Source organism: Aliihoeflea sp. 40Bstr573 (genome assembly GCF_024105655.1).
Classification (GTDB): domain Bacteria; phylum Pseudomonadota; class Alphaproteobacteria; order Rhizobiales; family Rhizobiaceae; genus Aliihoeflea.
Genome location: NZ_JAAAMH010000008.1, coordinates 113,804 through 136,070, shown reverse-complemented (window position 1 = coordinate 136,070; position 22,267 = coordinate 113,804). Strand labels below are relative to the sequence as shown.

22 protein-coding genes and 1 pseudogene are annotated in these 22,267 nt (G+C 65.0%); 9 read left to right on the top strand and 14 right to left on the bottom strand.

Annotation, left to right across the window (positions count from 1 at the left end; all coding sequences use genetic code 11):
• Positions 1–3 precede the first annotated feature (3 nt).
• The 6 genes from GTK01_RS12135 to GTK01_RS12110 all read right to left on the bottom strand — a co-directional run bounded on the left by GTK01_RS12135 (position 4) and on the right by GTK01_RS12110 (position 5,634).
• Positions 4–2,202 (bottom strand): cation-translocating P-type ATPase, encoded by a 2,199-nt coding sequence (locus tag GTK01_RS12135; protein WP_252926147.1) that lies wholly within the window; start codon positions 2,200–2,202, stop codon positions 4–6.
• A gap of 6 nt (positions 2,203–2,208) precedes the next feature.
• Positions 2,209–2,415 carry a heavy-metal-associated domain-containing protein gene (locus GTK01_RS12130; protein ID WP_252926146.1) on the bottom strand — a complete coding sequence of 69 codons (207 nt, stop codon included), beginning with the start codon at positions 2,413–2,415 and terminating at the stop codon, positions 2,209–2,211.
• 70 nt (positions 2,416–2,485) lie between these two features.
• Entirely contained in the window at positions 2,486–2,830 is a 345-nt protein-coding gene (locus GTK01_RS12125) for a helix-turn-helix transcriptional regulator (RefSeq protein WP_252926145.1), read from the bottom strand.
• Positions 2,831–2,937: 107 nt separating this feature from the next.
• Positions 2,938–3,708: a HugZ family protein gene (locus GTK01_RS12120; RefSeq protein ID WP_252926144.1), complete on the bottom strand. Its 771-nt coding sequence runs from the start codon at positions 3,706–3,708 to the stop codon at positions 2,938–2,940.
• Between the two features lie 2 nt (positions 3,709–3,710).
• Positions 3,711–4,862, bottom strand: a complete 1,152-nt coding sequence (locus GTK01_RS12115) for a CoA transferase (RefSeq protein ID WP_252926143.1) — start codon at positions 4,860–4,862, stop codon at positions 3,711–3,713.
• Between the two features lie 10 nt (positions 4,863–4,872).
• A complete protein-coding gene (locus GTK01_RS12110) occupies positions 4,873–5,634 on the bottom strand; it encodes a 3-hydroxyacyl-CoA dehydrogenase (RefSeq protein WP_252926142.1) in 762 nt (253 codons plus the stop codon).
• 217 nt (positions 5,635–5,851) lie between these two features.
• On the opposite strand from GTK01_RS12110, the gene GTK01_RS21080 reads away from it, so the two are divergent.
• Positions 5,852–6,070 (top strand): DUF6471 domain-containing protein, encoded by a 219-nt coding sequence (locus tag GTK01_RS21080; RefSeq protein ID WP_371924337.1) that lies wholly within the window; start codon positions 5,852–5,854, stop codon positions 6,068–6,070.
• Here the strand turns inward: GTK01_RS21080 and GTK01_RS12105 are convergent.
• Positions 6,009–6,734: a hypothetical protein gene (locus tag GTK01_RS12105; protein ID WP_252926141.1), complete on the bottom strand. Its 726-nt coding sequence runs from the start codon at positions 6,732–6,734 to the stop codon at positions 6,009–6,011. The two genes, GTK01_RS21080 and GTK01_RS12105, sit on opposite strands and share 62 nt — an antisense overlap.
• Before the next feature lie 322 nt (positions 6,735–7,056).
• Here GTK01_RS12105 and GTK01_RS12100 point away from each other — a divergent pair, with 322 nt between their 5' ends.
• The 3 genes from GTK01_RS12100 to GTK01_RS12090 all read left to right on the top strand — a co-directional run bounded on the left by GTK01_RS12100 (position 7,057) and on the right by GTK01_RS12090 (position 8,620).
• Positions 7,057–7,863 (top strand): TadE/TadG family type IV pilus assembly protein, encoded by an 807-nt coding sequence (locus GTK01_RS12100; RefSeq protein ID WP_252926140.1) that lies wholly within the window; start codon positions 7,057–7,059, stop codon positions 7,861–7,863.
• Positions 7,864–7,880: 17 nt separating this feature from the next.
• Entirely contained in the window at positions 7,881–8,321 is a 441-nt protein-coding gene (locus GTK01_RS12095; RefSeq protein ID WP_252926139.1) for a hypothetical protein, read from the top strand.
• 92 nt (positions 8,322–8,413) lie between these two features.
• Complete coding sequence (locus GTK01_RS12090; protein ID WP_252926138.1) at positions 8,414–8,620, top strand: DUF1059 domain-containing protein; 207 nt, start codon at positions 8,414–8,416, stop codon at positions 8,618–8,620.
• 4 nt (positions 8,621–8,624) lie between these two features.
• Here the strand turns inward: GTK01_RS12090 and choV are convergent, their stop codons facing one another.
• The 3 genes from choV to GTK01_RS12075 all read right to left on the bottom strand — a co-directional run bounded on the left by choV (position 8,625) and on the right by GTK01_RS12075 (position 11,688).
• Complete coding sequence (gene choV / locus GTK01_RS12085) at positions 8,625–9,812, bottom strand: choline ABC transporter ATP-binding protein (protein WP_252926137.1); 1,188 nt, start codon at positions 9,810–9,812, stop codon at positions 8,625–8,627.
• Positions 9,809–10,663 carry a choline ABC transporter permease subunit gene (gene choW / locus GTK01_RS12080; RefSeq protein WP_252926136.1) on the bottom strand — a complete coding sequence of 285 codons (855 nt, stop codon included), beginning with the start codon at positions 10,661–10,663 and terminating at the stop codon, positions 9,809–9,811. The genes choV and choW overlap by 4 nt, the downstream gene beginning before the upstream one ends.
• 77 nt (positions 10,664–10,740) lie before the next feature.
• On the bottom strand, positions 10,741–11,688 hold the full coding sequence (locus GTK01_RS12075) for a choline ABC transporter substrate-binding protein (RefSeq protein ID WP_252926135.1): 948 nt from the start codon (positions 11,686–11,688) through the stop codon (positions 10,741–10,743).
• Between the two features lie 196 nt (positions 11,689–11,884).
• Here GTK01_RS12075 and GTK01_RS12070 point away from each other — a divergent pair.
• The 3 genes and pseudogenes from GTK01_RS12070 to GTK01_RS12060 form a co-directional block, all read left to right on the top strand.
• Positions 11,885–12,487 (top strand): annotated as a pseudogene (locus tag GTK01_RS12070) (thymidine kinase); the annotation flags it as partial.
• A gap of 201 nt (positions 12,488–12,688) precedes the next feature.
• Positions 12,689–14,368, top strand: a complete 1,680-nt coding sequence (locus GTK01_RS12065; RefSeq protein WP_252926134.1) for a formate--tetrahydrofolate ligase — start codon at positions 12,689–12,691, stop codon at positions 14,366–14,368.
• A gap of 124 nt (positions 14,369–14,492) precedes the next feature.
• Positions 14,493–15,752, top strand: coding sequence for a DUF2254 domain-containing protein (locus tag GTK01_RS12060; protein ID WP_252926133.1), 1,260 nt, complete (start codon positions 14,493–14,495; stop codon positions 15,750–15,752).
• On the opposite strand, the gene GTK01_RS12055 is transcribed toward GTK01_RS12060, so the two are convergent.
• The 3 genes from GTK01_RS12055 to GTK01_RS12045 all read right to left on the bottom strand — a co-directional run bounded on the left by GTK01_RS12055 (position 15,742) and on the right by GTK01_RS12045 (position 18,453).
• Positions 15,742–17,313, bottom strand: coding sequence for a copper resistance CopC/CopD family protein (locus tag GTK01_RS12055; protein ID WP_252926132.1), 1,572 nt, complete (start codon positions 17,311–17,313; stop codon positions 15,742–15,744). The genes GTK01_RS12060 and GTK01_RS12055 overlap by 11 nt on opposite strands.
• Before the next feature lie 96 nt (positions 17,314–17,409).
• Positions 17,410–17,940: a YcnI family protein gene (locus GTK01_RS12050; RefSeq protein WP_252926131.1), complete on the bottom strand. Its 531-nt coding sequence runs from the start codon at positions 17,938–17,940 to the stop codon at positions 17,410–17,412.
• Positions 17,941–18,063: 123 nt separating this feature from the next.
• On the bottom strand, positions 18,064–18,453 hold the full coding sequence (locus GTK01_RS12045) for a hypothetical protein (RefSeq protein WP_252926130.1): 390 nt from the start codon (positions 18,451–18,453) through the stop codon (positions 18,064–18,066).
• Positions 18,454–18,692: 239 nt separating this feature from the next.
• On the opposite strand from GTK01_RS12045, the gene GTK01_RS12040 reads away from it, so the two are divergent.
• Positions 18,693–19,457 (top strand): phosphatase PAP2 family protein, encoded by a 765-nt coding sequence (locus GTK01_RS12040; RefSeq protein WP_252926129.1) that lies wholly within the window; start codon positions 18,693–18,695, stop codon positions 19,455–19,457.
• On the opposite strand, the gene cueR is transcribed toward GTK01_RS12040, so the two are convergent.
• On the bottom strand, positions 19,397–19,789 hold the full coding sequence (gene cueR, locus GTK01_RS12035) for a Cu(I)-responsive transcriptional regulator (protein WP_252926128.1): 393 nt from the start codon (positions 19,787–19,789) through the stop codon (positions 19,397–19,399). The genes GTK01_RS12040 and cueR overlap by 61 nt on opposite strands.
• A 288-nt stretch (positions 19,790–20,077) precedes the next feature.
• Here cueR and GTK01_RS12030 point away from each other — a divergent pair, with 288 nt between their 5' ends.
• A complete protein-coding gene (locus tag GTK01_RS12030) occupies positions 20,078–22,267 on the top strand; it encodes an anthranilate synthase (RefSeq protein WP_252926127.1) in 2,190 nt (729 codons plus the stop codon).

The window sequence follows — 22,267 nt, the reverse complement described above, 5'->3', positions numbered from 1 at the left end:
GGCTTATTTCACGTTGCGCCGCGCCGCGTCCAGTTCCGGTTTCCAGCGCGCCAGCAAGGTCGAATTCGTCACCACCGAGACGGAGGAAAGCGCCATCGCAGCGCCGGCGAAGACGGGCGAGAGAATGCCGAGCGCTGCCAGCGGAATGCCGACGACGTTGTAGACGAACGCCCAGACGAGGTTCTGGCGGATCGTGCGTTTCGTCCGCTGCGCGATGTCGAGCGCGGCCGGAACAAGGCGAAGGTCGGGGCGCATCAGCGTGATCGCTGCCGCCTCGCGTGCAACCTGCGTGCCGGAGGAGAGCGCGATGCCGAGCCTTGCCGCCGCCAGCGCCGGGCCGTCGTTCAGCCCGTCGCCGACAAAGGCGACGTCGCTCACGGCGCCGATCTCGCGCACCGCGGCGATCTTGTCCTCCGGCGTCAGCCCGGCGCGATGGTCGGCGATGCCGGTTTCGCTCGCAACGGCCTTCGCCGCCGCTTCGTTGTCGCCGGTCAGCATGACGACGGCAAGCCCGCGGGCCTCAAGATCGCTGACGACGCCTGCGGCTTCCGGCCTTGGCCGGTCGGCGAAGACGAAAGCGCCGGCGAGCCTGCCGTCGATGGTGACGAAGGAGGTCGTGCCCTGCGCCGTCAGGCTCGATGACAATGCGTCGATCGCGGTCCTGTCAGCGCCTTCCTCGATCGCCAGCATGGCATTGCCGATGGCGACGCGTCTGTTGCCGACGAGGCCCGCAAGGCCGCGGCCCGCAAGCGCGCGCGTCTCCACCGCTGACGGGACGTCCGGTCCCGCGCGCTGCATCAGTGCCTTGGCCAGCGGGTGTTCGCTTTGCGCCTCGACGGCGGCTGCCAGTTGCAGCAATTGCGTCTCGCTGCCTTCGGCCACCGCGATCTCGACCAGTTCCGGCTCGCCGAGCGTCAGCGTTCCCGTCTTGTCAAAGGCGACCGTGCGGATCGCGTCGGCGCGCTCCAGCGTCTCGATATCGCGGATCAGAATGCCCGCCCGGGCAGCAGCGCCGGTGCCGGCAACGAGGGCCGTCGGCGTCGCAAGGCCGAGCGCGCAGGGGCAGGCGATGACGAGAACGGCAACGGCCGAAACCATGCCGGCGACCGCATCGCCGCCGATCAGCCACCAGCAGAGAAAGGTCAGCGCGGCAACGGCGAGAATCGTCGGCACAAAGATCGCCGAGATGCGGTCGACCAGCTTCTGGATCGGCGCCTGGCCGATCTGTGCGTCCTCGACGAGGCGCGTCATGCGGGCAAGCCGCGTGTCGGCGCCCACCGCGGTCACCTCGATGTCGAGCGCGGCCTCTCCGTTGACCGTGCCGGTCGTCACCGCATCGCCGGGCTTGCGGTCGACCGGCAGGCTTTCGCCCGTCACCAGCGCCTCGTCGATGCTGGACCGTCCGGACAGAATGCGCCCGTCGCAGGGAATGATCGCGCCGGGCCGCACGCGCACGCGCTCGCCGGGCTCAAGGCTGTCGGCCGCGACGATCTCGGTTCCGCTCGCGCCGACCCGCTCCGCTTCGCGCGGCGCAAGCCGGCCAAGCGCGGTCAGCGCGGCGGAGGTCGATCGCTTGGCGCGCGCTTCGAGGTATTTGCCCGCGGTGATCAGCGTCAGGATGACGGCCGCCGCCTCGTAGTGCAGATGCGCGTGGGTTTCGCCCAGAAGGACCAGCACGAGCGAATAGAGATAGGCGACGCCTGTGCCAAGCACGACCAGCACGGCCATGTTGGCACTGCCGCCGCGCAGCGCCGCGACAGCCTCGCGCACGAAGTGCGGCGCGGCCACAGCCATCACGCCCGTGGCCAGAAACGTCTGCGTCCATGGCCCGATCCAGGCATGGCCGGCGCCGGTCATCATCGGCAACATTCCGATCACCAGCGGTATCGTGAGCAGCGCCGAGACGACGAGCCGCACCAGCGTTTGGCGCTCGTCCGCGCGTCGCTCGGCATCGCGCCTTTCGTCGGCAAGGCGTTGCGCGGCCCGGTCATCCCTGCGCAGCCGCGCGCCATAGCCTGCCCTGTCGACCGCCCCGATCAGCATCTCGATGGAAACGCCCGGCGCGGCCTCCACCGAGGCGCGTTCCAGCGCCAGGTTGACGTTCGCCTTCGTCACGCCCGGCACGCGCCCGAGCGTCTTTTCCACACGCGCCGAACAGGCCGCGCACGTCATGCCGGTTATGTCGAGCGTGTGCGTGGTCATCGACCGTCAGCCCGCGACGCGCGCGTCGAACCCGGCATCCTCGACGGCACCGATCAGCGCCTTCGCGTCAAGCTGGTCTCCGTCGACCCTTGCCGACGCGGTTTCGAGATCGACCTTCGCGTGGTCGACGCCGGGCACCGCCTCGAGCACGCGCGTGAGCGACTTGACGCAGCCGCCGCAGGTCATCCCATCGATTTCAAGCCTGATTTCCATCGTCCGTTCTCCTGTCTCATCAGGAGATAGGACTTCCGGTCACTGGAAGGTCAAGGAAGATGGTAGCAAATCAACTGGCTTGACGGTCATCACGCAACGCAGCGTTCTGTCGGCGCTTGGGCGCCTCGCCATAAAGCTGCTCCATCGTGTCGAGCAAAAGTTCGACCGCAGAGGAATCGCAACTGTAGTAAATCGTCTGCCGGTCGCGCCGCGTCTGGACGAGGTCCATTGCGCGCAGCTTCGCCAAGTGCTGGGACAGGGCCGACTGGCTCAACGAAACCTTTTCCGCGATCGCCCCGACCGAGAGTTCCGCCTCGTGCAGGTGGCACATGATGGCGAAGCGCTTCTCGTTCCCCAGGACGCCAAGCAGTCCGGCGGCCCTGCCGGCATTCCTGACGAGTTCATCGGAAACCATCCTACCCCTCGGTAATTCGAAGAGAAATCTGGTCGTTAACGCCCGGCGGCGGCGCAGGTTGCGCATCTTTATAAACTTTACCTCTGTCGAATACTTTGAACCGGCTTTCAACCGATCTCGCCTGCGCGTGCGTCCTTGGCCATCTGGACCAGCACTGCACGCATCTCGCGGGCCGAGGCGAGCGGTGCGGCAAAGAAGACGCGCGCTGTGCGATCGCCTGCCATGAGGTCGAACCCGTCCGGGTCGATCCCGGTCATTTTCCAGTCCAGCGCCTCGTCGATGCCGGCAAAATGTCTGGCATAGAGGGCGATGGCATCCCGGTGATCCGCGTTCATGTGCGCCACCGCGCCAGGGCCGGCCTGTTCGAGTTCGCGCGCGACGGCCTCGTCGCTCATCAGGTCGGCGCGCGTCAGCCGGAAAGCCTTGCCGAAGCCGCCATTGAGGCTCGCCTCCTCGGGCTCCAGCCGGAAATAGGAGAAATCGGCGAAATCGGCATAGAGCGCCGCCTTCGGATGGCGCGCGAGAAAGCGCTGCGCTACGCCCGCATGGTCCGCGCTTTCACGGTCGATCCGTTCCGCACGGCATTTCAGTGTCATGCGCGGATGGGCGAGCGGGTCGCCCTTGCCGGGCTCGCCGAGGAGCAGCGAGCAGCGCCCGTCCGCCATCAGCCCGCCTGTATGCGCCGACAGCGTCGAGACGAGGATCAGTGGGCGGCCGGCGCAATCCGTCGCAACGGAGACCCGGCTTGCGAGCGGCCAGCCGCTGTCGGGCTCGAGCACGGCCAGCGCCGCATGACGCGCGGCGCGCAGCAGGGTCTTGCCGAGCCGGATCGCCTCGGCATCCGTCGGTCGCAGCACATCTTTCTGGGTGTCCGCCATGGTCAGCCGATCACCCCCGCGCTCGCCAATTCCTCCACCCGCTCTTTCGCAATGCCCAGGCTGGCAAGGCTTGCCGCCGTTGCGGCCTCGCCCATGCCGGTAATTTCGCCCGGCGTGCGCGAAAAGCGCGGGGCAGGGCGCGGGCGTGTCAGCTTGCCCTTCGCTGCAAACACCTCGCGGGCGACGTTGTGCGGATGGCGCGTCGCTTCGGCGAGCGACAGGACGGGCGCGACGCAGGCTTCGGTCGGCTCGAAGATCGCCGCCCACTCGTCGCGCGTCCTTTCCCGGAACCGCGCCGCGATCGCCGCGCGCATCGCGCCCCATGCCGTCACGTCATACTGGCTGGCGATGAAATCCGCATCGAGCGGCAGAAGCCGTGCGAATTCGGCGAAAAACTGCGGCTCGAGGCAGCCGACTGCGACATGCCCGCCATCAGCCGTCTCGTAGGTGTCGTAGAAGGGCGCGCCGGTATCCAGGAGGTTCGAGCCGCGCTGGTCCTTCCAGAACCCGGTCGCCAGGAACGCGTGGAACGGCGCGGTCAGCATCGCGACGCCGTCGATCATTGCCGCGTCCACCACCTGGCCCCTGCCGGAAATCCCGCGCTCGACCAGCGCCGCCAGCAGCCCGGTCAGAAGAAACATCGTCCCGCCGCCGAAATCGGCCACGAGATTGAGCGGCGGGACCGGCTTGCCGTCCTTCTCGCCGATGGCATGCAGCGCGCCAGAATAGGCGAGATAGGTGATGTCGTGGCCGGCGCGGTCGGCGAGCGGCCCGTCCTGGCCAAAGCCCGTCATCCGCGCGAAGACCAGCTTCTCGTTGCGCGCCATGCACACATCCGGGCCGAGGCCGAGCCGCTCCATGACGCCCGGCCGGAAACCTTCGATCACGACGTCCGCGGCGGCGATGAGGTCGAGCACCAGCGCGGTGCCGCGCGGGTCCTTCAGATCGACCTTCACGATGTCGCGGCCATGCCGGTCGAGATCGAATTCCGGCGGTACGTGGAGAAAGCCTCTCGCCTTTGCCTTGCGCTCGACGCGCACCACGCGCGCGCCGAGTTCGGCCAGCATCAGGCCGGCGAGGGGGACGGGACCGAGCCCCGCCATCTCGATCACGGTGAGGCCGGCGAGCGGCCCCTGGCGCCTTGCCTCCCCCACGCGATGCGCCTTACTTCGGCGCCATGCGGATCGCGCCGTCGAGGCGGATGGTCTCGCCGTTCAGCATCTGGTTCTCCACGATATGGACCGCAAGCGCCCCATACTCGGCCGGCTGGCCGAGGCGCGACGGGAACGGCACCTGCTGGCCGAGCGATTTCTGCGCCTCTTCGGGCAGGCCCGCGAGCATCGGCGTCATGAAGATGCCGGGCGCGATGGTGCATACGCGAATGCCCGAGCGGGCGAGATCGCGCGCGGCCGGCAGCGTCATGCCGACAACGCCGCCCTTGGACGAGGCATAGGCGATCTGGCCGATCTGGCCATCATAGGCGGCGACCGATGCGGTGTTGATGATGACGCCGCGCTCGCCGCTGTCCATCGGCTCCAGATGCTGGCAGCGGTCGGCCATCAGGCGGATCATGTTGAAGGTGCCGATCAAGTTGACCTCGATCACCTTGCGATAGGCGTCGAGCGGGTGGACGCCGTCCTTGCTCAGCGTCTTCATCGCGATGGCGATGCCGGCGCAATTGACGAGGATGCGCGGCTCGCCGAGCTTTTCGGAAACTTCCCCAAACGCGGCTTCGCCCGCTTCCGCGTTCGACACGTCGCACTTGACGGCGATGCCGCCGATCTCTGCCGCCACCTTCTGCGCGCGCTCCAGTCCGACGTCGAACAGCGCGACCTTGGCGCCCTTGGCGGCCAGCGCCCGCGCCGTCGCCTCGCCGAGACCTGAACCGCCGCCCGTGACGACCGCGACGTGACCTGATGGGTTCATGAAGATTCCTCCGAAAATGTTATGCGATAGAACAGTCGGCTTTCATCTTAGCTGGCCGAACCGAACGCGCGCAAGCGCCCGCGCCCGTTGACGCTGGGCGAGATCAGCGGCCCGGCCAACGAAGCCGAGCGCATTCGTGACAGGCTTGCCGAGATAAAGAACGACATAAGCGCAATGGACCGCACATTGAACGTGCTGGGCAATACGGGCGATCTGGATGCCGCCATGCCTCGCCAGAAGCGCGAAGTGTTATTCGGGCGCGGTGAACTGTCGAAGGTCATCTACGCCGAACTGCACACGGCTACAGCGCCTGTATCAAGCCGGAATATCGCGAGAGAAGGTGAATATCCGCAACAAACTATCGCGCGGGAAATTCACTGCGGCGTTTTTCCTTCAGTGCCTGTCAGCAATCGGGGCGCAGCAGCTTCAGCTCTAGCTTTGTGTTCGGCCATTCGACGGTCTGTCATGGGCAGCGGGATTTTTGGTGACCTGACATCGTCAGATAGCTGGGCGAGAAGCATGTAGATGTTTATAACATCGTGTTCGGAGCGGACGCCGTGGCTTACGCCCCATAGTTCGCTTTGGTCGATTGCCACGACTTTTGACGCACGCCTTATCAACCGCCAAGCATCAGCAGCGTGGCGATACGAGTATTTTTCGATCATCTGACCCTCGATACGCGAATGGGATTCACGCATCGAAGCCGGGTTGGAATTGGCTGTATCCCGCCACCATGCCTCCTGCATTGGCCCACGGTATTCGCCGACAAGAGCCGCGATTTTTCGGCTTAAGTCTTCAAGTTCATCAGCAAGCAGGTCGCGATCTATCGTAACGGCCTGGTCGATAGCTCTTGATTGCTTCCGCTTGAGGTGAAGCCCATATCCGAAATTTGCTGCGCAGAGCATCGCGGCAAAAACCACAATAAATACGACAGCAGCCGCCCACAGTGGGATGCTCGATTCAACCCACGCCCAAGCACCAGTCGCAGCGGCGAACATCAAAGACCCCGCCCAACTAAGGATTGACCATAGTCCCCACTGCTCCAGGAAGGCGCGGAGTGATTCAATGTATGGGAGGCGTTTGAAAAGGCGCTTGAACATACTTGGCACCATGCCCGGATTTCTCCGCGCGGGGGAGTCGATTCAACCAGTGATTTTGTCATTTCCGCTAAACGGGCCGGATGCAGCTTGGTGCTTTTGCTACATGAGGCCGCAACGACCCGCACGCTTCGACGTGGTGACGGTGCTTTGCCTTGTCGAAATTGGCTGGCATAGACGCAGGGTGGTCGATCCTGACAAAAAGCAGAACCTGTTCACCAACCTCACGCTTCCGTGAAAATCGGACAAGGCGAGTCGAGTTTTAGCACTTATTAGTGCTTTGCCGGCTCTTTACCATCAAATGGTAGTCGCTGGGGTGAAGACGATGCGTGCATTCGCACAGAACAGAGACGGCTCATATGCCATCATGATGGGGGTGTTGTCGGTGCCGCTCGTGCTGGCGGTCGGCCTCGGCGTCGACTTCACGATGGCCAACCGCCAGAAGGCGGCGTTGCAACAGGCAATGGACTCGGCGGTTCTGGCCGGTGCGCGGTATCTGCCTTCTGGCGAAGAGGCTGCGCTTGACGCTGCCAGTGCTTTTTTCGCGTCCAACGCGGCGCGGTTCATCAAGGAAGGTGAAAAGCTTTACGCCAAATCTTTCGAGGTGCGCGATGGCGTTCTGCATGGCGAGGTCAGTTACAGGTCGCCGACCTATTTCATGCAACTCGCCAATCACGACGCCATCGATCTGTCGGCGCGCTCGGCGGCCGGCGCATCGGGCGGCGGCATGGAACTGGTTCTGGTCCTCGATGTCTCCGGCTCGATGAAGGGCAAGGGCAAGATCGAGGCGCTGCGGTCCGCGAGCCTGACCTTGATCGACACTTTGTACGGCGTTAATGCAACTTTGCCCAATACTTATGTGGGCGTCGTCCCATTCTCCGGCCGGGTCAATGTCATCGACTACGAGAACGGGTGGATCGAGGAACTGGACGAACAGGAAAAGAGCACAGGTAAGGAGAAGGGCAGGGGCGGCAGCAAGAAGAGCGAAACCATCGCGGGCGCCATTCCCGGCTGCCCCGACCTACGCTCGCAAGCAAACCGGCAGAACGACGCGCCGCCGGACGTCGAGACCTTCCCGCCCTTCACTCATGACGAGAGAGCCTGTCCCGGCCCCACAGGGCGCTGGGGCTGACCCCGAGCACGGCGCAAGTGCGCGCGCTCCTTTCCTCGCTCTATACCGGTCACGGCACGAGCACGCAGGAGGGAATGGCTTGGGGCTACCGGATGCTGTCACCAAAATGGCAAGGCAAATGGGGCAGTCCCGACCTCCCGCTTTCCTATGCCGACACGCCGCGCAAGATCGCCGTCATAATGACCGATGGCGAGAACAATCCTGGCCAGGCCGGCGACGACTTCACACGCGACACGTCGAACGAGATGCTGCTCGAAACATGCGCGCTCATGAAGGCACACGACATTACGATTTACTCCATCGCCTTCGACATGGGCAATTCGCTGACGAAGCTCTATCAGTCCTGCGCATCCAAGCCCGAATATCACTACGACGCACAGTCGAATGCAGCGTTGGTCGGCGCCTTCCAGGCCATCGGCACGGAGATCAACAAGGGCAATCTGCGGCTGATTTATTGATCGAAGAGGCCATGCCGATCTATTTTCGGGCGCGCGCGACCGGCGTATCCTTGACTGCCGCGCCCGAGGGGTGCGGGTTCCAGGAGGTTGAGATGGAACGTCTTTACATCGACTGCCGCGAATTCCCCAGCGACATGAAATGCACGGTCGCGATCGCTGCGGACAATGAGAAGGAACTCGTCGACGCTGCCGTCCTGCACGCTGTCGCTGTCCACGGCCACCACGACACGCCCGAGTTCCGCGTGGAAATCCGCAAGGCGATCCACAAGGGCAATCCTCCGGCAAGCGTCGCGGCATAGCCCGCTAGCGCCGGATCACCGCTTTCAGGACGTCGCGCACGCCGATCGAGCCGACGAAACGTGACTGGTCGTCGAACAGCGCGACCGGCGCGGTCGCAGAACGGTGCATGGCAGCCATCACCGTCTTGAGCGGGGTTCCCGGGGATGCCCAGAAGACCTGCGGCTTGTCGGCCGGCAGGTCTTCCATGTTCTCGCACGAGACCCAGATCGCCGGCGCGCCGTTGCGCTCGGCGTCGATGACGAGCATGTTCTCGTCGAACTTGAAGCGCGTCGTGTGGCGCCGGTCGAGCCACAGCCAGTCCTTGCCGGCCTCGTCGAGGTCGCGCGCGTCGCGCATGATGTTCCACGCGGTCAGCACCGAGAGCGGGTTCACATTGGCGATGAAGTCGCGGACATAGTCGTTCGCCGGCGCCAGCACGATCTCCTCCGGCGCGCCGGTCTGGACGATCCGCCCGCCCTCCATGATCGAGATCGTGTTGCCGATCTTCAGCGCTTCCTCCAGATCGTGGCTGACGAAGAGGATGGTCTTTTTCAGCTTGTCCTGAAGGTCGAGCAGTTCGTCCTGCAGCTTGGTGCGGATCAGTGGATCGAGCGCGGAGAACGGCTCATCCATCAGCAGGATCGGCGCGTCCGTTGCAAAGGCGCGGGCGAGGCCGACGCGCTGCTGCATGCCGCCCGAAAGCTCGTGCGCATATTTGTCGGCCCATTGCGTCAGTCCGACGAGGTCGAGCTGGGTGGCAACGCGTTCCTTGCGTTCCTTGGCCGGCACGCCCGCCAGTTCGAGCCCGAAGCCGACATTTTCGGCCACCGTGCGCCACGGAAGCAGCGCGAATTGCTGGAACACCATCGCCACGCATTCGCGTCGAATCTGACGGAGCTTGGCGGGCGAGCAGTTCACCACATCGGCCTGCCAGTCCTCATCATGCACGATCACCGCGCCGCGTGTCACCTGGTTGAGCCCGTTGACGGCGCGCAGCAGCGTCGACTTGCCCGAGCCCGAAAGGCCCATCAGAACGGAAATCTCGCCTTGGTTCACCGTCAGGTCGGCCTGGCAGCAGCCCAGCACCGCGCCGGTCTTCTCGAGGATTTCCGAACGGCTCGCGCCGGCATCGAGCAATGGCAGCGCGGCGCGCTGTTCGGCTTGGGTGCCGAAGACGATGTCGACCCGGCGGAATTCGATCGCCGCGCTCATTTCGTCTTCTCTTGGCCGATCCGCGCCATCCGGTCCAGGATGATCGCCAGCACCACGATCGCCAGGCCCGCCTCGAGACCGAGCGGGATGTTGACCGTGTTCAGCGCGCGCACGACCGGCTTGCCCAGCCCGTCCGCGCCGATCAGCGCCGCGATCACCACCATCGACAGCGACAGCATGATGCACTGCGTCAGGCCGGCCATGATGGTCGGCAGGGCTGAAGGCAGTTCCACCTTCCACAGAAGCTGTCTGCGCGTCGCGCCGAAGGCGGCGCCGGCCTCCAGCATCGGCTTCGGCACCGACTTGATGCCGAGATAGGTCAGGCGGATCGGGGCAGGCGAGGCGAAGATGATGGTGACGATGAGGCCCGGCGCGATGCCGAGGCCGAAAAGGATCAGCACCGGGATCAGATAGACGAAGGTCGGCAGGGTCTGCATCAGGTCGAGCACAGGCTGCAGCCAGGCATAGACCCGGTCGTTGTGCGCGGCCCAGATGCCGATCGGCACGCCGATCGCCATCGACGCGGTGGCCGCCGAAACCACGAGGACCAGCGTCTCGACCGTCTCGGCCCAGAGGCCCTGGTTGATGATGAAGAGAAGTCCGATGACGACGCCCAGCGCCAGTTTCCACGAACGCTTCAGCGCATAGGCGAGGGCGGCGATCGCAAGGACCACGACGACCGGCGGAAACCACAGTAAGGCGTCGACCAGGGAATCCAGAACCGAGCGCAAGCCATTGGAAATGGAATCGAAAAACCAGGCGAAGTTGCCGATCAGGAAATCGAACAGGGTCTGGCCCCATGCGCCGACCGGTATCTTCTCGCTTGCCACCCAATCCGAAACCGGGTCCATCGCCTCATCCCCTCGAAGTTCAAACGCGAAGCGGCCGGATCGTCGCCGGCCGCTCCGAAATCACGTCGTTGCCGGGCCTAGAGCCCGAGTTCCGCGCGCACGGCCGCTTCGCCATCCTCGCCGTCGCGCGTCGTCACGCCTTCGAGCCACGGCGCCAGCACGTCGGGGTTGGCCTTGAGCCATTCGGTTGCGGCGGCCTGCGGGTCGGCGCCGTCGTCGAGGATCGCGCCCATGATCTCGTTTTCCATCTCGAGCGAGAAGACGAGGTTGGTGAGCAACTTGCCGACATTCGGGCATTCCTCGGTGTAGCCCTTGCGCACGTTGGTGTGCACCGTGGCGCCGCCATAGTTCGGGCCGAACACCTCGTCGCCGCCGTCGAGGTATTCCATCTCGATATTGGCGTTCATGGGATGCGGCTCCCAGCCCAGGAAGACGACATCCTGCTGCGACCGCGCCGCGCGGGTCACGGCGGAGAGCATCCCCGCTTCGGAGCTTTCGACCACCTCGAAGTCCGACAGGCCGAACTGGTCAGCCGCGATCATGTCGAGGATCAGCCGGTTGCCGTCATTTCCAGGCTCGATGCCATGGATCTGTCCATTCAGTTCGTCCTTGAACTCGGCGATCTTGTCGAAGCTCGTCAGGCCCTTGTCATAGGTGTATTTCGGTACGGCGAGGGTGTATTTTGCGCCTTCCAGATTGGTCACCAGCGTTTCGACCGAGCCATCCTCGCGGTAGGGCGCGATGTCGGCTTCCATGGTCGGCATCCAGTTGCCGAGGAAGACGTCGATGTCGCCGTTCTTGAGCGAAGCGTAGGTCACCGGCACGGACAGAACCTGCACGTTCGTGTCGTAGCCGAGCGCTTCCAGGAGCACCGTGGCCGTGCCGGTCGTCGCCGTGATATCGGTCCAGCCGACATCGGAGAAGCGCACTGTCTGGCAGGCCTCGGGGTCCTGGGCAAGCGCCGCTCCGGCCGAAAGCACGGTCGAAAGGGCAAGCGTGGTGAGGAATGTGCGGCTGCGCAACATCGAATTCGTCTCCCATCGGATTTATGGAACACCGCTTGAAACGCGGTCTTTCACGAGGTGCCAAAGCCAAACATCATTTGCCCGATGATTCAAGAACCATGTCGAAAGGCCTGATATTGCACATGTGCAGCGATTTTTCGTGGACGGTTGCCCGTCAGCACTCCCACCTTCGCGGGCAACGGGCTTAAGAGGGGAAATGGCCAAGCTGTACTTCCACTATTCGGCGATGAATGCCGGCAAGTCGACGCTGCTCTTGCAGGCATCCTACAACTATCAGGAGCGCGGCATGCGCACGGCTGCCTTCACCGCCGCGCTCGACGACCGCGCCGGCGTCGGCCGCATCGCATCGCGCCTCGGGCTCGGCGCCGATGCCGCACTCTTCACGGTCGACACCGACCTTTTCGCCGCCGTCCAGGCGCTGATGCGGCGCGAACCGCTGCACTGCGTCTTCATCGACGAAGCGCAATTCCTGTCCGAGGACCAGGTCTGGCAGCTTGCCCGCGTCGCCGACCGGCTCGGCGTGCCGGTCATGTGCTACGGGCTGCGCACCGATTTTCGCGGCGAGCTCTTCCCCGGTTCGAAGGCTCTTCTGGCGATCGGCGATGAACTGCGCGAAGTCCGCACCATCTGCAAGTGCGGGCGCAAGGCCACCATGGTCGTGCGCCTCGGGCCGAACGGCAAGGCGCTGCTCGAGGGCGATCAGGTCGCCATCGGCGGCGAGGACCGCTACGTGTCGCTGTGCCGCCGGCATTGGGAGGAAGAGATGGGCCGCGTTCCGCCCGAAGACCTCGTGGGCTTCACGGCCGGGGGACCCTCCATTCGGGTTGTATACAGCTTTTCGATCCTGGCCGGATCGCGCTTTCGTCCTGTCGCATTCCGTGCATTGCGCGGCTTTAATGAGACGGCGCGAAACTGCGTCAACCGCCATGAATCCGAACCGACGCGCGGCTGAAAATCCGTCGCGAACAGAACCGAGCAGCAAGCCTCCTGGGGGACCTCAATGGCCGAAGTTAAGTCCGACATCGCGATCGCGCGGGCCGCGAAGAAGAAGCCGATCATGGAAATCGGGGCGAGCCTCGGCATCCCGCACGAGCACCTCCTGCCATACGGCCACGACAAGGCGAAGATTTCGGCCGAGTACATCAAGTCGGTGAAGGGCAACAAGGACGGCAAGCTGATCCTCGTCACCGCGATCAATCCGACGCCGGCGGGCGAGGGCAAGACCACCACGACGGTCGGCCTCGGCGACGGGCTCAACCGCATCGGCAAGAAGGCGGTGGTCTGCATCCGCGAAGCCTCGCTCGGGCCAAATTTCGGAATCAAGGGCGGCGCGGCTGGCGGCGGATACGCGCAGGTCGTTCCGATGGAGGACATGAACCTCCACTTCACCGGCGATTTCCACGCCATCACCACCGCGCACAATCTTCTCTCCGCCCTCATCGACAACCACATCTACTGGGGCAACGAGCAGCAGATCGACATCCGCCGCGTCGCCTGGCGCCGCGTCATGGACATGAACGACCGGGCGCTGCGCGAGATCATCTGCTCGCTGGGCGGCGTCGCCAACGGCTTCCCGCGTGAAGGCGGCTTCGACATCACGGTTGCTTCGGAGGTCATGGCGATCCTTTGCCTGTCGACCGATCTCAAGGACCTCGAAAAGCGCCTCGGCGACATCATCATCGGCTACCGCCGCGACAAGACCGCCGTCTATGCCCGCGACATCAAGGCCGACGGGGCGATGACGGTGCTCCTCAAGGACGCCATGCAGCCGAACCTGGTCCAGACGCTGGAGAACAATCCCGCTTTCGTGCATGGCGGACCCTTCGCCAACATCGCGCATGGCTGCAACTCGGTCGTCGCGACGACGACCGCCTTGAAGCTGGGCGAATACGTCGTCACCGAAGCCGGTTTCGGCGCGGATCTCGGCGCGGAGAAGTTCTTCGACATCAAGTGCCGCAAGGCCGGCCTCAAGCCCGCAGCCGCGGTCATCGTCGCCACCGTGCGCGCGATGAAGATGAATGGCGGCGTCAAGAAGGACGATCTGGGCGCCGAGAATGTCGAGGCCGTGAAAAAGGGCTGCGCCAATCTGGGCCGCCACATCGAGAACGTGCGGCAGTTCGGCGTTCCGGCCGTGGTCGCGATCAACCATTTCTATTCCGACACCGACGCCGAAATCCAGGCGATGAAGGACTATGTCGCCTCGATGGGCGAGGAGGCGATCCTGTGCAAGCACTGGGCGCATGGCTCGGCCGGCATCGAGGATCTGGCGAACAAGGTCGTCGAGCTCGCCGAAAGCGGCGCGTCCCAGTTCGCCCCGCTCTATCCCGACGAGATGCCGCTCTTCGAAAAGATCAACACGATCGTCAAGCGCATCTACCGCGGCTCGCATGCCATCGCCGACAAGTCGGTGCGCGACCAGCTTCACCAGTGGGAACAGGCAGGTTACGGCAACCTGCCGGTCTGCATGGCCAAGACGCAGTATTCCTTCTCGACCGACCCCAATCTGCGCGGCGCGCCCGACGACCATGTCGTTCCGGTGCGCGAGGTGCGCCTGTCGGCTGGCGCGGGCTTCGTCGTTGCGGTCTGCGGCGACATCATGACCATGCCGGGCCTGCCCAAGACGCCGTCCTCGGAGAAGATCTTCCTCAATGATGAGGGCCAGATCGAAGGACTGTTCTGATCGGCTTGCGATGATCCTGTGCGAAAGGGCGCTTCGGCGCCCTTTTTGCTGTATGAGGCAAAGGCAACGCTTGGGCATCCATATGCGTTGTTGCTCACTCGGAGCGCTTGGGGGACAAGGGCGCATGGTTTCGAAATGGAACTGGATCTACCGGCTCGTAACGCGCCGCCTGTGGTTCCGCAGCACTCTGATCTCGCTGCTCGCCGTTGTCTCGGCCCTGCTCGCGATCGTCCTGGGGCCGTACATCCCCTATGACATCTCCGCCTCCATCGGCGCGGAGGCGGTCGACAACATCCTCACCATTATCGCCTCGTCCATGCTGGCGGTGACGACCTTCTCGCTCTCGACCATGGTCGCCGCCTATTCGGCCGCCACCAGCAACGTCACGCCGCGCGCCACCAAGCTCCTGCTGCAGGACCCGACGTCGCAGAACGTGCTGTCCACCTTCGTCGGCTCGTTCCTCTACAGCCTGGTCGCGATCATCACGCTGTCGATGAACGCCTATGGCGAAAGGGGCCGCGTGATCCTGTTCGTGGTCACGATCTTCGTCGTGCTGCTGATCGTCGCCACGCTTCTGCGCTGGATCGATTATCTGACGCGGCTGGGGCGGGTGGGTGATACGACCGAAGTGGTGGAGAAGGCGACGGCCGACGCGCTACGCAGCCGCCGCCGGCAGCCCTATCTCGGCGGTGTCCATCTCGCCGGCGAGAAGGACATTCCTGCCGATGCCGTCGCGATCCCCGCGCCGTTCATCGGCTATGTCCAGCACATCGACTTGGCGAAGCTCCAGGAGATCGCGCAGTCGCAGAACGTCGCCATCTATTTGCTGGCGCTTCCCGGCACATTCGTCGATCCCCGTCATCCCCTCGCGCGCATCGCGTCAGATGACGGCAAGGTGCACGAGGCGATCGCCGCCGCCTATTCGCTGGCCCGCGAGCGTTCCTTCGATCAGGATCCGCGCTTCGGCCTCTCCGTTCTTGCCGAGATCGCCCAGCGGGCGCTGTCGCCTGCCGTCAACGATCCGGGCACCGCCATCGACGTCATCGGCCGCACTGTTCGCCTCCTGGCGATCTGGGACGAGCCGGAGGAACGCGAGCCGGTTCGCTTTCCGGCCGTCCACGTCGCCTCCGTCAGGCTGTCGGACCTTTTCGATGACGCCTATTCGCCGATCGCGCGGGATGGCGCGGGCATCGCCGAGGTCCAAGTGCGACTGCAAAAGGCCTTCGCCGCGCTCTCCGCCCTCGACGATCCGCGCTTTCGCATCGAGGCGGCGCGCCATTCGGACATCGCGCTGCGCCGCGCAGAGGCCGCCCTTACGCTCAAGGAGGACATCGAGGCCGTCCGCGCCGCCGCGCGGGGCGTTGCAGGGACTCTCACGGCCTGATTTCGATCTCGGTCGACAGCCGCACGATGTCAAAATCGGTGACGAGGATATCCAGCCGAACGGTCCAGCGCCCCGCCAGCGGCAGGATCACATCGTCCGCGCGCCATGTCCCGTCGCCGGGCTTGGCGGCCTGCCGCCGAAACGGCTCGATGCCGGCCTCAGGATTGGCGAAGACGAAGGCGACTTCCTTGGCGTCGAGCGGCGCGAAATCGCCGGTCATGATCATCGCCGACACCGAAACCGGTCCCGCCCTGCCTGGCGTCACCGAAAGATCGGCCATCGCTTCGAGCGTATGGATATGCACCGAGGCGGGCTGCGCGGCGGCGATGGCGAGTGCGCGCGGCGGCGGCGTGAAGCGCCAGCCCGCCGCGATTGCGAGGACAGCCAGCACGACCAGCGTCTCGGCCGCGATCGAGCGCACGAGCGCTCGCCCATCGCCCGCCAGCGCCGGCCTTGTCAGCCTCCAGCGATTGACTATGGCAAGCGCGAACAGCACCGCGAGGCAGCCAAGCTTGGCGAGCAGCAGCCTACCATAAGCCGTCCCGATCAGCGCCATCGGCGTCTCCACCTGGATGATCGCCAGCCCGATGCCCGCCGCGATCAGTCCGGCAACCGCAAAAGGTATGACCGTCGAAAACCGCTTCAGGCCGAGCGTCGCATCGGCTGCATTCGTCTTCAGCGCAAGCCCGAGCGGGACCAGCGCGCCGACCCACAGGGCAATCGCCGCTGCATGAAGCGCCACGGCCGGCCGCGTCAGCCATTGCGGCTCGGCCGCGCTCGCATGGCCCGAGACGGTCAGCGCGTAAGCGCCTGCGGCGAGCGCGAGTGTCGCGACGATGCGTGACAGGGCAGCGTTCCTGCAAAAAATGGCGATGCCGGCCGCAGCCAGCGCCCCGAGAACAATCTTGACCGTCAGGCCGTAGCTCGTGGCCAGGCCCGCCTCCCAGATCACGGGCTCGGTGAAGCGCCCGATCGGCGCCCCGAGCGCGTCGAGGCCTTGCAAGCCCGGCGAGACGGCAGCCGCCACCAGGCCGATCCCGACGGCCGCCAGCCCGGGCCTTGCGCCGGAGCGCGAAGCGGGCAGGAACCACGCAATCGCGAACGCGCCGCCCGCCCCGACGAACAGGCCGACATAAAGCCCGATCTTCGCCAGCCACACGCCGGTGCGCATTGTCCAGTCCACCGGCTCGGCGACGGGCGGCGCTGCGCTCGGCGCGCCGATCGAAAAGACCACAGACCCGCCGACCGGGTGCCCGTCGGATGAGACCACCCGCCAGGTCAGTATATGCGTTCCCTGCTGCAGGTCGGCCGGCGCCTCGATTTCCACCGATCGATCCCGCACGACGAAATCGCCAAGGTCGACGGCATCTCCATCGGGGCGCAGCATGCGCAGGACGAGCGGTGAAACCGGCTCGCTGAAATCAAGCCGCAGGACCTGCGGAGCGGCCGCGATCACCGCGCCGTCCCTCGGTTCGGCGCCGGTCAGCGAAGCATGCGCGGCGGCTTCACCGGACAGCGCCAGCGCGACCAGCACCGCCAGCGCCGCGATCCACCTTGCCATTCCGGTTACGCTTTTCACTCGTTGCATGCGTCCGCCCGCCTGAAGCTGCGATCGGGCGGCCGGCACGCCTCGCGCCGGCCGCCGCATCCTCGTCCGTCAGTGGCCGCCGGTCGCCTCGATGATCGCGACGCCTGGCGCCGGCATTTCGAGGTCGTCGGCCGACTGACCTTCCGCCGGCACCTCGATCCAACGCTCGGTCAGACCGCCCGGGCACTCCTGCACGACCGGGAAGTAGAGCGTCTGGCCGGCGTTGAGGGCAGGAGTGAGATAGCCGCGCAGGACGAACTCGTCATATTCGTCGTCGGCAAGATTGCCGCCGCTCCAGACGATTTCGGTCACGCCTTCGCTCACCTGCGATCCATGATACTCGTAGGTCGTGGCATAGTCTCCGCGCACCTTTTCCAGTTCCCAGCCGGGCTTGGGCATCGGCTTGACCGCGATGACGCCTTCGGGAATGTGCACGCGCACGACATTGGTCGGCTCGCCTTCGCAGCCATGCGGCACGCGGAAGACCGCCTTGTAGGTCGAGCCGATCGCGGCCTCCTTGCCTTCGAGCGAGACATGGGCGGAGGCGACCGTGGTGCCGAGCGCGAGCAGGCCGGCGGCGGTGATGATGTGCTTGAACATCGGTGTTCTTTCGTAAGGATCAAATGCGCCCGGGCGGCCGGTCGTGCGGCGCGCGGTGCGGGCAGAGCCGACGGGGCGCAGGCGAAGCTGCGGTTGCCCGTCAGATGGATGAAATCAGGAGTGTCAGGCCGCCAGCGGCGGCGCGCGGGGACTGCCCGGCCGGCGCGCGGCATCGTCCGTTGCTACGATTGCCGGCAACGCGACGAAGGTCGCGCGGAAAACCTTCAGCGGATTGGAAAGCGCATGCGGCTCGCGGTCGCCGTCGGTGGCCGGCGCGAACATGCTGCAGCCGGGCGCGCAGCAATCGGGCATGCCCGAATGATCGCGGCCTTCGCCGCCGGAAGGTCCCGGCTCGTGGCTGGTGATGCACAGCGGATTGCCGAAATCGTCGAGCATCGGCACACCTGCCGAGGCGCCGGCCGCGAAAGCGCCGAACAGCGCCTGAAGCACGAGCATATAGGCCGCGACGAGCGCGACGCCCTTGCCCAATACCTTGCCCCGACCGTTCGGCATCGTTCCGTTCCCCTCTGCGGCTACATTAGCATCCGCGCGGCGGGGGAGAAACTGATCTTGATCAATGCAAGGTTGACGCCGTTTGTCGCACCTGTCCCTTGCCACGCCGCGTTCGCCGGGGTCACCTTGCGCCGCAAGCCGACTGCATGGACGATGGCCGCGTGCAACTCTCGGCAAGTCTTGCCGCAACCTTTTGCCTGCCCCATCCTTATCGCCACAGTTCACTTCCAAGGGGCGTCATGAACCGATCCATCACCGAACTCGTGCGCGGCATGCGCGATCACCGCACGGCGTTCTTGCCGCTAATCGTATTTGCCATCGCCGCTGCGGGCATCGCGCTCTTCCTGTCCATCGCCGACGAACTCGATGACGGTGAGCTCAACGACATCGACGAGCGCATCTTCCTGTGGTTCCACACGCCCGGCGGCTCGCCGATCGGCCCCGAATGGCTGCAGGAGACGGCGGCGGAGATCACCGCGCTTGGCGGCTACACCGTCATTCTCGTGCTGGTGGCGGCGGTCATCGGCTTCCTCGTTGTCTCGCGCAAGAACGGGCCCGCGCTCTACACCGTCCTGTCCATCGGCACCGGAACGCTGGTCGGGCATCTCCTGAAGGAACTTTACGCGCGCCCGCGCCCCGACCTCGTCGAGCATCTCGTCAACACGCATACGCCAAGCTTCCCGTCCGGCCATGCGATGGTCTCGGCGATCGTCTATCTGACGCTCGGTTCGCTCATCATGCGCTTCGTCGACAATCTGCGCGTGCGCGCCTACGTGCTCGCCGTGGCCATCACACTCACGCTCATGATCGGCATCTCACGCATTTATCTCGGCGTTCATTGGCCAAGCGACGTCGTCGCGGGCTGGGCGATGGGCGCGGCGTGGGCGAGCCTTGCCTGGCTGACGGTCTCGGCGCTGCGGCTCTATCGCAGGCGCCGCGGCGGTCAGGCAGAGGCGCCGGACAGCTCGTCGAGGATCGGGCAGTCGGGCCGCGCATCGCCGTGACAGGTCTTCACCAGATGCGTGAGCGTCTTCTTCAGGCTCCGCAACTCGGCGATCTTGTGCTCGATCTGGTCGAGCTTGGTCGCCGCCAGCGCCTTCACGTCCGCGCTCGCCCGGTGCGAATCGCCGTAAAGTGACAGGAGCTGGCGGCATTCCTCGACCGAAAAGCCGAGGCCGCGCGCCCGCTGCAGGAATTTCAGCCGGTGAATGTCGGCGTCGCAATAGTCGCGATAGCCGTTTTCGGCGCGCGCCGGGCGCAACAGGCCGATTTCCTCGTAGTAGCGGATCGTCTTGGCCGGCAGGGCCGAACGGCGGGATGCAGCTCCGATGTTCATCGCGGTCAACTCCTGTTCGACTCATGAAATAGGAAGCTCACGCTAATCCTTCCAGTTACTGGAAGATCAACACCTCACAATCGTGCTTGCCGCGGCGGCCGATCGTTTGTATGAGATTGCCCATGAACGCGCATTCGCACACGAACAAGTGGTGGTGGGCCCGCTAAAAGCGGCCACGAGCACTTGCGTGCGCGTTTTTAAGGTTTGGCCGCAACGGAATTTTCCGGGCGGCCTTCGTCTTTTTGGGACCTGCCGATCCGGAACCTGACAGATGAGGGGAAGGACATCATGAGCACAGAGCTTCTGGAAAACGGCGCGGAGCGCTACCGCACCGAGGGCGGCGTCACCGTCACCCGCGAACGCCACGAGACGCCCTATGTCGGCGCCATCGAGACCTATATCGATGCGCTGAATTCGCGCCGTGGCTGCGTCTTTTCCTCCAACTACGAATATCCCGGCCGTTATACGCGCTGGGACACGGCGATCGTCGATCCGCCACTGATCGTCTCGGCCTGCGGCCGCGACATGCGCATCGAAGCGCTCAATGCGCGCGGTGAAAAGCTGCTCGACGGAATCGCGCCGGTCGTCGAAGCCCTCGACGAGGTCATCCGCTTCGTCCGCGCGCCCGCGCTCGTCACGCTCACCGTCGCCGAGCCGACGCGCGCCTTCGCCGAGGAAGAGCGCAGCCGCGTTCCCACCGTCTTTTCCGTCCTGCGCGTCATCGTCTCGTTGTTCAAGTCGCCGGAAGACGCCAATCTCGGCCTCTACGGTGCGTTCGGCTACGACCTCGCCTTCCAGTTCGATCCGGTCACGCCCAAGCTCGACCGGCCGGAAAGCCAGCGTGACGTGGTCCTTTATCTTCCCGATGAAATCCTCGTCGTCGACCATCATCAGGCCAAGGCCTGGCACGACCGCTACGACTTTGCCGGCGCGGGCTTTTCCACCGAGGGCCTGCCGCGGGGCGGGGCCGAGCAGCCCTTCAGGCCGTCCGACACCATCCCCCCGCGCTCCGACCACGAGCCTGGCGAATATGCGCGCCTCGTCACCCGCGCCAAGGAAAGCTTCCGGCGCGGCGACCTCTTCGAGGTCGTGCCCGGCCAGATGTTCATGGAGCGTTGCGTCTCCAGGCCTTCGGAGATCAGCCGCAAGCTGAAATCCATCAACCCGTCGCCGTATTCCTTCTTCATCAACCTTGGCGAAAACGAATACCTCATCGGCGCGTCGCCGGAGATGTTCGTGCGCGTGTCGGGCCGGCGCGTCGAGACCTGCCCGATCTCGGGCACGATCAAGCGCGGCGAGGACGCAATCGCGGATTCGGAGCAGATCCTGAAGCTGCTCAACTCCAAGAAGGACGAGTCCGAGCTCACCATGTGCTCCGACGTCGACCGCAACGACAAGAGCCGCGTGTGCGAGCCCGGCTCGGTGCGTGTTATCGGCCGGCGGCAGATCGAGATGTATTCGCGACTGATCCACACTGTCGACCATATCGAGGGCCGCCTGCGCGAAGGCATGGACGCATTCGACGCGTTCTTGTCCCACGCCTGGGCCGTTACGGTCACCGGCGCGCCGAAGCTTTGGGCCATGCGTTTCCTGGAAGCCAACGAAAAGAGCCCGCGCGCTTGGTATGGCGGGGCGATCGGCATGGTTCATTTCAACGGCGACATGAACACCGGCCTCACCTTGCGCACCATTCGCATCAAGGACGGCATCGCGCAGGTTCGCGCCGGCGCGACGCTCCTGAACGATTCCGATCCGGCCGAGGAAGAGGCCGAGACCGAACTCAAGGCATCCGCCATGCTGGCCGCGATCCGCGAGGCCGCGCCCGGCAGTTCCGCTGCCGCGCACCGCGAAAGCGCGAAGGTGGGCGAGGGGGTCTCGATCCTGCTCGTCGACCATGAGGACAGTTTCGTCCACACGCTGGCGAACTATTTCCGCCAGACTGGCGCTTCCGTCGCCACCGTGCGCTCGCCAGTGCCCGAGGAAGTGTTCGACCGCGTCGATCCCGACCTCGTCGTCCTTTCGCCCGGCCCGGGCATGCCGTCCGACTTCGACTGCAAGGCAACGATCAAGAAGGCGCGCGCACGCGATCTGCCGATCTTCGGCGTGTGTCTCGGCCTGCAGGCGCTGGCGGAGGCCTATGGCGGCGAGCTTCGTCAGTTGCATGAGCCCATGCATGGCAAGCCTTCGCGCATCCGCGTGACGAAGCCCGGCGTCGTATTTGCCGGGCTGCCGAAGGAGGTCACGGTCGGCCGCTACCATTCGATCTTCGCCGATCCCGTCCGCCTGCCGCCCGAATTTCTCGTCACCGCCGAAACCGAGGATGGCGTCATCATGGCGCTGGAACACAAGTCCGAGCCGGTTGCCGCCGTCCAGTTTCACCCTGAATCCATCATGACGCTCGGCCAGAATGCCGGCATGCGGATGATCGAGAACGTCGTCGCGCATCTGCCGCGCAAGGTGAAGACGAAGGCGGCCTAG